Below are 13398 nucleotides of genomic sequence, written 5' to 3'. Positions count from 1 at the left end.
AATTTGTGTTAAGATTTTCATAATCAACCCCCTGTTCATAGACAAGTATGCTACCTTGGGCTCATTATTTAACCAAATCAGCATATGAAAACAAACTTAAATCTTAAGCCTTTCTTAGGCTTATCGTTGGTCTTGGCTGTAGCTTCGTGTAAAAACGAAACAAAAACCGAAACCACCGAAGTTGCCCAAACACCTGGCATTAACCTTGAGTTTATGGATTCCTCGGTAAAACCACAAAACGATTTTTTCAAATTCGTTAATGGTAAATGGTTAGCAACTACCGAAATTCCGGATGACCAAACCCGTTGGGGAAGCTTTAATGAATTAAGAAAGAAAACCGATGAAGACGCACTAGCCATCTTAAAAAATGCCATGTCTGACAACAAAGACATTAAAAAGAGTGAAGTACTTCCGGGATCTGACCAACAAAAAGCTATCGAACTTTTTAAAACCATAATTGATACTGTAAGCAGAAATAAAATGGGTATCAATCCCATTAAAAAAGACTTAAAAAAGATTGATGCCATTCAGAATATAGAAGATCTTCAAAACTTTTTAATTGAAATGGAACCTACCGGAGGCATTGGTTTCTTTGGTTTTCATGTAGGCACCAACCCAAAAAACAGTAATATTAACTCTGCCTTTTTAGGTTCGGGTCGTTTAGGACTTCCTGATAGAGATTATTACGTTAAAGATGATACAGACTCTAAAGAGAAAAGAGAACTTTACGTGGCACATGTTACTAAAATGCTTCAATATTTAGGAGATACTGAAACTGAAGCTAACGACCAGGCTAAACGTATTTTAGCTTTCGAAACACGACTTGCCGAACCAAAAATGGATAAGGTAGAACGTCGTGATGCCCGCAAACGCTACAACCCTAAATCTATCTCCGAATTACAAAATATGGTTCCCGCTATTAAATGGAATACTTATTTTAAAGGTATCGGCGTTAAAAGTATCGACACCATTATTGTTGGCGAATTAAAATATACCGAAGCGTTACAAAATATCCTTGCCGAAAACAATGTAGACGACTGGAAAGCGTATTTACGTTGGTCTTTATTCAACCGATCGGCAAGTGCATTAAGTACCGAAATAGAAACTGCTAACTGGGAATTCTATGGCAAAACATTACGTGGTGCAAAACAACAACGTCCTTTAGAAGAACGAGCGCTTTTAACAGTTAACGGTGCTGTTGGCGAAGCCTTAGGCAAACTTTATGTAGATGAAGTTTTTCCTCCTGAAGCTAAACAGCGTGCAGAAAAAATGATTGCTAATGTGATTAAAGCTTTTGAAAATCGCATTAGAAATGCAGCCTGGATGACTGAAGAAACGAAAGAAAAAGCTGTCGAAAAACTTTTAGCTTTAACCGTTAAAATCGCTTATCCTGATAAATGGAAAGATTACTCCGATTTGGAAATCAGTTCAACAGATGAAAACGGATCCTTTTCTCAAAACATGCTTAACGTAAGCGCCTGGAACCATAAAAAGAATTTAGAAGATTTAGGTAAGCCGGTAGATAAAAGCCGTTGGGGTATGTCTCCACAAACGGTTAATGCCTACTTCAATCCATCGTTTAACGAAATTGTATTCCCTGCAGCTATTTTACAGCCTCCATTTTTCAATTTTCAGGCAGACGATGCTGTTAACTACGGTGGTATTGGTGCGGTTATAGGTCATGAGATTTCACACTGTTTTGATGATTCTGGTGCGAGATATGATAAAAACGGAAACCTGAACAATTGGTGGACAGACGAAGATTTAACACGGTTTGAAGCTTTAGGAAAAGATTTAGCAGATCAATACAGTGCCATTGAAGTGTTACCTGAAACCAATATTAACGGTCCATTCACACTTGGCGAAAATATTGGGGACCTAGGTGGTGTAAATGCAGCTTACGATGCTTTACAGCTTAGCTTTAAAGATAACGGAAGACCAGAAGACATCGACGGTTTTACTGCCGAGCAACGTTTCTTCATGTCTTGGGCGACTGTTTGGAGAACCAAAATGCGTGATGACGCTTTAAAAAATCAAATTAAAACCGATCCGCACTCACCGGGTATGACCAGAGCTGTTCAACCTCTTTTAAATGTTGATGCCTTTTATCAGGCTTTTGATATTAAAGAAACCGACAGTTTATACTTAGAACCGAGTAAACGAGTAAAAATCTGGTAATAAAAAAAGGGTGTTTTCAAAATTAGAAAACACCCTTTTCTTCTTTAACACTAAATTTATTTTTTCTCTTCTGCAGCCTGCGCCTGAAGCATTTGTTTTTGTCTTAACAACTCATTCTTCGTAATTTGAATCAAATTAAAATTAGGCGCTTCTTTAAATGCAGCATCTAAAATATCTACAGCTGCATCAATATTTGCTTTTCTATCTTTATTGTAAAGCGATAAAGCCTGCAAATACATAAATGCAGATTTTAAAGACACTTCGTAAGGCTGTTGTGTTTCGTAAAACGCCTTTTTCATATCATCTGTAGCATTTGCCAAACCGTAAGTAATATTTTTATCAGCTTCCTCAATCTGTTGTGTTTGTAAATTAAGTTCAGCTAATTCATAAGCTAAATGAGCATTCGGGTCTCTTTTAAAAATTTCCTGAAAAAATCCGATAGCCAATTCAGGACGCTTCACTGCTTTTAATGAAATCGCCTTTACTTCTAAAGCCATATCCGAATCGTCCATTTTTTTATCAATACCAATAGTGTTAAGCGCCTGAACATATTGCCCCTCTCTCATGTATATGTAAGCCAAAGTGTCTAAGCGTTCAAACGATGGCGATAATACATTTAGATGCGTTAAACCATTTATGATTCCCTGCACATCACCCTGCTTTTGCATTTGCTTATAATAAGCTTCAAAATGTTTTATTAAATCTGAGTTACTCTGGGCTCCCATTGTCATGCCACAAACTAATAAAACCAATACTAATATTCTTTTCATGCGTCTTTGTTTTTCTAGGATGCTAAAACTATAAAAATTTAACAGTTACACAAGTAAAAATTTACCAATAATCTTATTAAAAAATTAAAACACTCCACTTAAGCTTTAATAATTGTTAAAAACGAAAAATGGCATTCTTAGGATTACTAGAAAAAAAGAATTATATTTAGAACTACTAAATTAAATATTATGGGGATAAAAAGTTTTCAAGGAGCGAGGAAACATCAAGCACAGATGGTTGATGAAACACCTCTAAAAGTGAGTGATTACATGTCTACCGATTTGATTACGTTTACTCCCGATCAAACCATTGAAACGGTAATTGAAGCGTTAATACATCATAGAATTTCGGGTGGACCAGTAATTAATGATAAACACGAATTGGTTGGCATTATTTCGGAAGGAGATTGCATTAAAAAAATTAGCGAAAGTCGCTATTACAATATGCCTATGCAGGATAAAACCATTGAACACTACATGGCTAAAAATGTGGAAACTATTGATGGTAATATGAATATTTTTGACGCCGCCAGTAAATTTTTAAACGCAAAAAGACGACGTTTTCCTATTGTGGAAAACGGCAAACTGGTAGGACAAATTAGTCAGAAAGATATTTTAAAAGCAGCCATGCAATTAAAAGGACAAAATTGGAAGTAGAAGAGAGATAAGCAAAAAATCTTCCAACATTAAAGCTTTTGGTTATTCATTTTCCAAAAGCTTTTTTGTTTGTATCATCTTTACGATTAATAAAAGTATAATTCTAATAACAGCATTACAAACTAAGCCTTTAGAGATGCCATATCAATTACAAATCTATAATGAACATCGCTTTTCAACATACGCTCATAAGCTGAATTAATATCTTGAATATTGATAATTTCAATTTCTGAAGTTATACCATGCTCTCCACAAAAATCCAGTAGTTCCTGAGTTTCAGCAATGCCTCCAATTAACGAACCCGCAACGGTTTTACGTCCCATAATCATAGGAACAGAATTTAACATTGGATCTAATGGCCCTAAATACCCTACTAATACTAAAGTTCCGTTTGTAGCCAAGGTTCCGACATAAGGGTTTACATCATGAATGTAAGGTACCGTATCAATAATAAGATCGAAATGTCCTTGAAATGCATTCATTTGGTCTTCATCTGTAGAAATAATAACCCTGTGCGCTCCCAAATCCATAGCATCCTTTGTTTTATCAGGAGATCTTGAGAATAAGGTTACTTCGGATCCCAAAGCATTCGCCAACTTTATAGCCATATGCCCGAGTCCACCCAAACCAATTACAGCCACTTTGCTACCCTTCCCAACTTTCCAGTGTCTTAAAGGAGACCAGGTCGTAATTCCGGCACAAAGCACTGGTGCCACGGCAGCCGGGTTCAGGTTAGTGGGCACTTTTAATACAAAATGTTCATCGACGACAATACTTTCGGAATACCCTCCAAAAGTCTGCATATTAAAATACTTGTCATGACCGCCATAGGTACCAACCCATTCCGGACAATACTGTTCTAAATCATTTTCACAATTAGAACACGATCTACACGAATCTACCAAACACCCTACAGCCACGAGGTCACCAACTTTAAAATTTGTTACCGCATCACCTACATTAATAACTTTTCCAACAATTTCATGACCGGGAACTACCGGGTAAACCGAAAAGCCCCAATCGTTTCTTGCAAAATGAAGATCGGAATGACAAACTCCACAATACTCTATATCTATCTCAACATCTTTCGCTGTTACTCCCCTTCTTTTGATGCTTAGTTCTCCTAAACCAGCATCACTGGCTTCTGTACCATAAGCTTTAATCTGTTTAACATCCATAATATTCAAATTTTAAATTACTTTAATATTACCATGATTTAGAGCAACTTGCTTTATAAAGATAAGCATAAAATTTAGAATTAAAATATCACGGTTAATCCATGTTAGACCATGTCTCAGGCAAAGCTAATTACAACAGATTCTAACTTTCACGTTTAACCAAAGCATAATAATCTCCTTCTAAAGGCAAGTATCCTTGATCGTAAACAAAGTAATATACAGTACCCGTTTTTGTAGTGTAGATACTGGTAAAATAATTAAAATCGAAACCAGCTTCAATTAATTTTGCTCTGGAAGTTTTGGTTTTCTGATTAGGATTCAACTGTTCTAAAATTCTGTGATTCTTTCGAAGTCTGTTATTGGTATTTCGAATCAGGTTTTTACTATCCTTATTTACCCGATTGTTATAAGCATTCCGGCAACCATCGCTGCAGAATTTCTTATCGATGCGACCTACAATTTTCTCACCACATTCTAAACATTGTTTTTGCATAGTTAACTGATATTTAAATAAATATACAAATTATTCGTTTACAAACGACTACAAACATTTACAAACGAATTTAAACAAGTAATAACCGACTAACATTTCTACCGTATCGCACCTTTGCCTTGTCGAAACATAAGAACTCGATAGTATTAACTGTTTAACCTTAAATTTAAAATTATGAATACGCTTAGAAACAGAGTACAGTTGATTGGAAACTTAGGAAATGATCCTGAAATTATGAATTTAGAATCTGGCAAAACACTGGCCAAATTCACTATTGCAACTAACGAAAGTTATACAAATAGCAAAGGAGAGAAAATTACCGACACCCAATGGCATAATGTAATAGCCTGGGGACATACCGCTAAGATTATTGAAAAATATGTAAATAAAGGCAAAGAAGTGGCCATTGAAGGCAAGTTAACATCACGAAGCTACGACGATAAAGAAGGTAATAAACGCTACATTACAGAGATTGTTTGTAACGAACTTTTAATGTTGGGAAAATAATTAACTGCTACGAATTATTTTCATAAAGTCAAGGCCGTTTAAATAAACGGTCTTGATTATTTTTTTACGTTGTCGATGTTGAAATATCCGCCTTTATTTTCCTTTCGTTCTAAAGACTGACTGACAATAAGGTGAGCAACATTAATCATGTTTCTTAGTTCACAAAGCGACGAGGTGATTTTCGATTCTTTATAAAATGCTTCAACCTCATCATGAATTAGCTCCAAACGCTTCTTAGCACGATTTAAACGCTGGTTACTTCTTACAATACCCACATAATTACGCATCAACGCCTGTAATTCTTTTAAATTATGCTGAATTAACACATGTTCTTTAGTAATCGCCGTTCCCTCATCATTCCAATCCGGAATATCAACATCGGCAGATTTATACTCATGTTTCACATGATACTTATAGATATTATGCGCATAAACTAAAGCTTCTAATAACGAATTGGATGCTAATCTATTTGCGCCATGTAAGCCTGTTCTTGTACATTCGCCACAAGCAAATAAATTATCAATGGTCGTTTTTCCTTTTTTGGAAACCTTAATACCTCCACACAAATAATGAGATGCAGGGACTACAGGAATCCAATCAGTTTTAATATCGATATGATTATCTAAACATTTCTGATAAATATTCGGAAAGTGTTTAATGAAGGCTTGAAAATCTAAATGGGTACAATCTAAAAATACATGAGATGCTCCCGATTTTTTTAATTCCCTGTCAATACTTTGCGATACAATATCTCGTGATGCCAATTCAGCACGATCGTCATATTTTAACATAAAACGTTCGCCTTCACCATTTCTCAAATAAGCACCAAAACCTCGAACCGCTTCAGAAATTAAAAATGAAGATTCCCCTTTTGCATCGTACAATGCCGTTGGATGAAACTGTACAAACTCCATATCTTTAATCCGCGCCTTCGCTCGGTATGCCATGGCAATACCATCGCCAGTAGCAATTACCGGATTTGTAGTATGCCCGTAAACACAACCAATACCTCCAGCCGCTAACAAGGTACTATTTGCTTTTATTGTTGAAATCTCTCCGGTCTCTTGATCAAAGACATAAGCACCATAACATTTCAACTCTTCAGGGTCTGCACCTTCAATATGGTGATTAGTGATTAAATCTAAAGCAAAATGATGGGGTAAAATAGTAATATTTGGCAACTGATGCGCACGCATTAATAAAGCACGCTCTATTTCATATCCTGTGATATCTTTATGATGCACTACACGATATTCGGAATGTCCACCTTCTTTACCTAAATCAAATTCTCCCTCGGCGTCCAAATCGAAATTTGCACCCCAAAGTAACAGCTCTTCAAGGCGTTCTGGTCCTTCTTTAATCACCATTTTAACCACGTCCTCTTTACAAAGTCCGTCACCGGCAATTAAAGTATCTTTTATATGCTTTTTAAACGAATCGTTTTCCTTATCAAGCACTATGGCTACACCACCTTGAGCATATTTAGTATTCGATTCGTCTTCGTTTGCCTTAGTAACAATAATGACCTTTCTTTCAGGAAATTTTTCAGCAATTTTAACTGAAAACGTTAATCCGGCAACACCCGAACCAATAACTAAATAATTTGTAGTAACCATGGTTTTACTCGATAATCGAGAATTAAATACTTCGAGTTAACCTCGAATTCAATACTATTTTATATTAAAATTATTGTCTATTTAGACAATTCCAACATGCGTTCAATAGGTAGTAACGCACGCTCTATAATGTTTTCCGATACGTGAATCTGAGGCGATTCGTTTAATAAACAATCGTACAATTTCTGCATCGTATTCATTTTCATAAAATGACACTCACTACAAGCACAAGTGTTATCTTCAACCGCAGGCGCAGGAATTAAATCGGCCGTAGGGATTTCTTCTTGCATTTTATGTAAAATACCTGCTTCGGTAGCTACGATAAACTTTTCGGTTGGATGTTGTTTCACGAAATTAATCATTCCTGAAGTCGACCCGATATACGCCGCCGTATCTAAAATATGTGTTTCAGATTCCGGGTGCGCAATAATCTTATAATCCGGGTGTTTTTTGTGAAGTTCAATTAACTTATCTATAGAAAAGGCTTCATGAACCACACAACTACCATCCCATAGTAGCATATCTCTACCGGTTTCTCTCATTATGTAACGACCAAGATTTTTATCTGGCGCAAAAATAATAGGTGTTTCTTCTGGTATAGACTGAACAATTTTTAATGCGTTTGAAGACGTACAAACAATATCACTTAATGCTTTTATTTCTGCTGAGCAGTTAACATAAGTAATCACGACGTGATCTGGATGCGCTTTAGTAAAAGCCTCAAAACTATCAGGAGGACAAGAATCGGCTAACGAACAACCCGCTTTTAAATCTGGTAACACTACCGTTTTATCCGGGTTTAATATTTTAGCAGTCTCGGCCATAAAGTGCACGCCTGCAAATACTATAATATCGGCATCGGTTTCGGCCGCCTTTTGTGACAAGCCTAAACTATCTCCTACATAATCTGCAATATCCTGAATTTCCGGCACCTGATAATAGTGGGCAAGAATTACAGCATTTTTTTCCTTTTTAAGACGATTTATTTCTTTTACTAAATCTATTGTTTCACTCATATCTTCTCAATTTCATCTACAATCGTACACCGGTGTAAACGCATATTTTTTGCAAATATCATAATTAAAATTATAATGCATTGTGTTTGCCTTAAAAAATAAAGCGGAATTGAATACAAATTATCTATTCTATAAATCTTTTAATTCTTGTTAAAGAAAAAGGCGTTTCTTTAATAAAATTGAAACGCCTTTTAGGAAACTACTAACCATCAATAGCTTAATATTTAACTCACTAGAACCTCATTTTCAAGTTCTAATTCTAAACTGTTTAATGTAAACTCACCTCTTTCCAACTGACTCAAAACATCATTCTTAACATCCTGAAATTTGTTCTGAATATTTAAAAACATGATTTTATAATAAGAAACACCGGCTTTCATATTTGTCAAAAAAGTCTTTAGGTACTTCTCCTCTTTCGCTGTCATATCATTTTTAGCAGCATCTACCTTTTGTTTTAGATAATCGATATAGATAAAAAGCTCCTTAACAAACATATGAGGTCTGTCTGTTCTGGAAATCATATTATCCCGACCATAAATGTGATCGGTCATATTTTCAAGGCTCATAACTTTAGAATAATACGCCATATTAGGTCCCGGACAAATAGAAACGCCTTGGCCTTCTGTTTTTGTATCTAAATTATATTTCAACAACGCAGAAGTTCCTAAACCAACACAAGTACAAGATTTTTCTATAATCTTGTTATATTCCTCATTATAAACCTGATCAGATAGATTTAAATCATCTAAAGCTTTAATTTTTAAATGCTGATATTCACGAGATGCCGTACAAACCCCTGTGTCTTTAAATTCCTTATTGAGAGCCACAAACTTTTTAGGACAAGCACTACCCGGACGCCCTTTATTTATCAAGGTTTCCTTTTCTAAATCTTTAGTGTTATTCTTTAGGTTATTAAACGGAATTCCTAATGGCGAGATATCACTTAAATACAAATCGTCTTCTTTAGCTAAAAGCAGCTTATCTATAGTTTTCTCATCAACTGTTGTCGCTTCTGGAACCAATAAAAAAGGCGTTCCCCAACCTATGGCATCTAACTCATATTCATCCAATAAAAACTCATGCTCTTCATGAGTTCCCACACCGCCTTGTGCCGAAATTTTTATCGATAGAGATTCTTCAGGAATAACCCTATTTTGATTTTCCAATTCCTGCTTTAAAATAGATTCAATAGAGCTTCTTAACGTTTCTCGGTTTTCTTTGAATTCAGACAATACAGGTCCTAGCAAATAACCATCGGTAGCAAATGCATGACCTCCACAGTTTAAACCAGATTCTATGCGATACTCTGATACCCAGAGCCCTTTTTTAGCTAAAAATTTCCCCTGAATTAATGCCGAACGATAATCGCTAACTTTTAAAATGATTTTCTTTTTAAACTCGCCTTGCTGATTAGGAAAAAAATCTTCAAACGAACTCATATACGCATACAACCGTGGATTCATACCAGCCGAAAGTACCACCGAAGAATTTAATTTACTATTAGCAAACCCTCTAAATGCCGCATGTGCATCGTTATATTCTACAGGTAGTTTTTCATCTTTATCATAATTATCTTTATCAACTTTGGTCATGATGTTCACATCAATACTCCCTTTAACCAATCGTTGATCTAACCATGATTTAATATCCGATTTTGCCACACCTTTTTCAATTAATGCCTGAAACTCAGTTTTAAGATTGCTATGGGTAGGCAGTAAATCTAAATATGTTTTAAAATCATGACTCATTTCGAGCGCTGATTTTTTCATCGCTTCAAACTTTTTATCAACCACATCATGAATTAAATTCAGATAAGAGGTAATACGTTTGGCTCTAAAATCGTCAACTTTATTTGTAATTTCCTGATAAGGTAATTCAAACTTCTCACTATACATTTTTCGTAACTTCTCGATAAGTATATCGTCTACCAGAGAAATCACCGAATCAATTCCATATTGCGCAACTTTCAGGGGTGAATCTATAGTAAAACCAATCCCCATAACCGGAATATGAAACGAATGTGCCTTTTTATTCATAGTTGAATTTTTGGTTACTTTTTTAAAAGGTTAAAAGTAAAGTGTTCATATTTCACTATTTATGACATTTATCATAAAACCAATATTAACCAAGATAAGTAACCATAAGGGTTTCGGGATTATAAAGATTTGTAAGAAACTCTTCTTTTATTTAATTATTCACAACAAGAAATCGATAAATAGAAAATTTTAATAAAACTTTAAGACGATTGCACTTGTTTCTTAGAGCTTCATTACTTTTATGCTTAATTTTCAATTAGAACGATATATGTCTGTAGAACCAAAATTAACGCGATTCAAACAAAACGTATTGTCTAAATACCAAATATACAACAGTATATTTATGACATTACCTTTTGATTCGATCACAAAAACAGGAGTCTTACTCCCATTATTTCATGAAACTTGTAGAAAAGGATTTGCAAACGGAGACGATCCGACCACGATTGTAGACACCTTCTTCAAAAAATATCAGGCAAGGCGTAATAAAGAAAGTCAAATTAATCTGTTATTCAGATTTATACAATACATAGAGCGTCAGGTTGTATTATTTGATGCTATTGAAGATGCCGCCTTCCCGATTGTAAACAACATGGAAGGGATTGGAACTTTAAGAAACCTGAAAGAAGCGTCGAATTCTGAAAACAAACTTGAAGAATTACGCGCTTACCTGGAAGAATTTAAAGTGCGTATTGTATTAACTGCGCATCCAACACAATTTTACCCGGGTTCGGTTTTAGGAATTATTACCGATTTAACCGAAGCCATTAAAAGCAACGACCTGTCTCAAATTAACAATTTATTCGGGCAGTTAGGTAAAACGCCTTTCTTTAAGCACACCAAACCTACGCCTTACGACGAAGCCATTAGTTTAATATGGTACTTAGAGAATGTATTCTATCATTCATTCGGACAGATTTACAACTACATTCAAACCAATATTTACGACGACAGTAAAAAACATAACGAAATTATTAATATTGGATTCTGGCCAGGTGGTGACCGTGATGGAAACCCATTTGTTAAGCCAGACACAACACTTAAGGTAGCTCGTAAGTTAAAACAGTCTATTTTAAAGAAATATTACGCCGATCTTAAAAATTTAAGAAGAAAACTAACCTTTAGAGGAGTTGAAGATCGTATTATACGTTTAGAAACCATTATTTATAATTACAGTATCGATTTAGACACACCAGATAAAATTTCGGCTAAAGAATTACTTACCGAATTATTAAGCATAAGAAACGTTGTTGTTGAGCAGCACCAGTCGTTATACGAAAACGAAATCAATCAGCTTATTAATAGAATTCACATGTTCAGATATCACTTTGCTACATTAGATATCAGACAGGACAGTAGAATTCACCATTCGGTATTTACAAGTGTAGTCGATCATTTAATTGCTAAAGGAAGCAAGTCTATTCCGGCTAATTATCATGATTTATCGGAAGCTGAACAAATCGATATTTTATCGAAAGTTTCTAATGAAGATATCGATTTCGACGCCTTTGAAGATGAAATGGTTTATAATACTTTAAAGACTATTGAAGCCATAAAAGAAATTCAAGCCACAAACGGCGAAAAAGGTGCTAACCGTTACATTATTAGTAATAACCAGACTGCATTAAACGTGATGCAGCTATTTGCTATGCTAAAAATGGTTGCTTTTAGCGATAATTTAACCGTAGATGTGGTGCCTTTATTTGAAACCATTACCGACTTAGAAAATGCACCAGCCGTTATGGAACAGCTTTACAGCAATCCGCAATATATGGCACACCTAAAAGAACGTGGCATGAAACAAACCATTATGCTTGGGTTCTCAGACGGAACTAAAGATGGTGGTTATTTAATGGCCAACTGGGGTATTTACAAGGCCAAAGAACTGTTAACCGAAATGTCTAGAAAATACGATGTTACCGCCATATTCTTTGACGGTCGTGGTGGACCACCAGCACGTGGAGGAGGAAAAACGCATCAGTTCTATTCTTCATTAGGACCAACAATTGAAGATAAAGAAGTACAGTTAACTATTCAAGGACAAACTATTAGTTCTAATTTCGGAACTTTAGACTCATCGCAATACAACCTTGAGCAATTAATTAGTTCTGGTATTAAAAACAGGCTAACCGAGAAAAACATGCTTTCTGATGAAGATCGCGTTGTTATGAACGATTTAGCTGAAACAAGTTATCAGGTTTACAAAGACTTTAAAGGACACGAGATGTTCATCCCATATTTAGAACGCATGAGTACTTTAAAATACTATGCAAAAACGAATATTGGAAGTAGACCATCAAAACGTTCGAAATCTGACAAATTAATTTTCTCCGATTTAAGAGCCATTCCTTTTGTTGGATCCTGGAGCCAGTTAAAACAAAATGTACCAGGATTCTTTGGTGTAGGTACTGCTTTAAAGAAATATGAAGAGCGTGGAGAATTCCACAAAGTGGAACAACTTTACAACAACTCTAAATTCTTCAAAACGTTGTTAGAAAACAGTATGATGTCGTTAACCAAATCGTTCTTCGATTTAACCAAATACATGTCTAAAGACGAAGAATTTGGCGCGTTCTGGAACATCATTTATACCGAGTATCAAACTACAAAATCGTTGCTTTTAAAGCTAACGGGATACAGCGAATTAATGGAAAACGAACCATCTGGCAAAGCTTCAATTGAGGTAAGAGAATCGATTGTTCTTCCTTTATTAACCATACAGCAGTATGCCCTTAAGAAAATTCAGGAGTTAGAAAAACAAGGAGTTCCGGTTGATGATGAAGAAAAGAAAATTTTCGAAAAAATCGTAACACGTTCACTTTTTGGTAATATTAATGCCAGTAGAAATTCTGCTTAAAAACAAATTACATTTTACACAAATAGAAAAAGCCTTCGATATCGAAGGCTTTTTCATTTCCTTAATAGATCACCTCAACTATTCTGGTTG

10 protein-coding genes are annotated in these 13398 nt (G+C 35.2%); 4 read left to right on the top strand and 6 right to left on the bottom strand.

The window, feature by feature from the left end; genetic code table 11:
- Positions 1-84: 84 nt before the first annotated feature.
- Positions 85-2178 carry a M13 family metallopeptidase gene (locus tag R1X58_RS07210; protein WP_240575131.1) on the top strand — a complete coding sequence of 698 codons (2094 nt, stop codon included), beginning with the start codon at positions 85-87 and terminating at the stop codon, positions 2176-2178.
- 56 nt (positions 2179-2234) lie between these two features.
- On the opposite strand, the gene R1X58_RS07205 is transcribed toward R1X58_RS07210, so the two are convergent.
- Positions 2235-2948 (bottom strand): tetratricopeptide repeat protein, encoded by a 714-nt coding sequence (locus tag R1X58_RS07205; protein ID WP_240575122.1) that lies wholly within the window; start codon positions 2946-2948, stop codon positions 2235-2237.
- A 189-nt stretch (positions 2949-3137) separates the two neighbouring features.
- Here R1X58_RS07205 and R1X58_RS07200 point away from each other — a divergent pair, with 189 nt between their 5' ends.
- Positions 3138-3605 carry a CBS domain-containing protein gene (locus R1X58_RS07200; protein WP_240575120.1) on the top strand — a complete coding sequence of 156 codons (468 nt, stop codon included), beginning with the start codon at positions 3138-3140 and terminating at the stop codon, positions 3603-3605.
- 122 nt (positions 3606-3727) lie between these two features.
- On the opposite strand, the gene R1X58_RS07195 is transcribed toward R1X58_RS07200, so the two are convergent.
- Both R1X58_RS07195 and R1X58_RS07190 read right to left on the bottom strand, forming a co-directional pair.
- On the bottom strand, positions 3728-4783 hold the full coding sequence (locus R1X58_RS07195) for an NAD(P)-dependent alcohol dehydrogenase (protein ID WP_240575119.1): 1056 nt from the start codon (positions 4781-4783) through the stop codon (positions 3728-3730).
- A gap of 142 nt (positions 4784-4925) precedes the next feature.
- A complete protein-coding gene (locus R1X58_RS07190) occupies positions 4926-5276 on the bottom strand; it encodes a hypothetical protein (protein WP_240575117.1) in 351 nt (116 codons plus the stop codon).
- 174 nt (positions 5277-5450) lie between these two features.
- On the opposite strand from R1X58_RS07190, the gene R1X58_RS07185 reads away from it, so the two are divergent.
- Complete coding sequence (locus R1X58_RS07185; protein WP_240575115.1) at positions 5451-5783, top strand: single-stranded DNA-binding protein; 333 nt, start codon at positions 5451-5453, stop codon at positions 5781-5783.
- 56 nt (positions 5784-5839) lie between these two features.
- On the opposite strand, the gene nadB is transcribed toward R1X58_RS07185, so the two are convergent.
- The 3 genes from nadB to R1X58_RS07170 all read right to left on the bottom strand — a co-directional run bounded on the left by nadB (position 5840) and on the right by R1X58_RS07170 (position 10451).
- On the bottom strand, positions 5840-7399 hold the full coding sequence (gene nadB, locus R1X58_RS07180; protein ID WP_240575113.1) for an L-aspartate oxidase: 1560 nt from the start codon (positions 7397-7399) through the stop codon (positions 5840-5842).
- 77 nt (positions 7400-7476) lie between these two features.
- Positions 7477-8415, bottom strand: a complete 939-nt coding sequence (nadA, locus tag R1X58_RS07175) for a quinolinate synthase NadA (protein ID WP_240575111.1) — start codon at positions 8413-8415, stop codon at positions 7477-7479.
- A gap of 224 nt (positions 8416-8639) precedes the next feature.
- The gene (locus tag R1X58_RS07170) at positions 8640-10451 is read right to left on the bottom strand and encodes a hypothetical protein (protein WP_240575109.1); all 1812 of its coding nucleotides are present in this window, start codon (positions 10449-10451) and stop codon (positions 8640-8642) included.
- A 268-nt stretch (positions 10452-10719) separates the two neighbouring features.
- Between R1X58_RS07170 and R1X58_RS07165 the strand changes: the two genes are divergently transcribed.
- Entirely contained in the window at positions 10720-13308 is a 2589-nt protein-coding gene (locus R1X58_RS07165) for a phosphoenolpyruvate carboxylase (RefSeq protein WP_240575287.1), read from the top strand.
- The last annotated feature ends 90 nt before the right edge of the window (positions 13309-13398 follow it).

It is taken from the genome of Aestuariibaculum lutulentum, from assembly GCF_032926325.1.
In the GTDB taxonomy this organism is placed as follows: Bacteria; Bacteroidota; Bacteroidia; order Flavobacteriales; family Flavobacteriaceae; genus Aestuariibaculum; species Aestuariibaculum lutulentum.
Note: the sequence above shows the minus strand (reverse complement) of the source record. Positions and strands in the feature narration are given on the sequence as shown.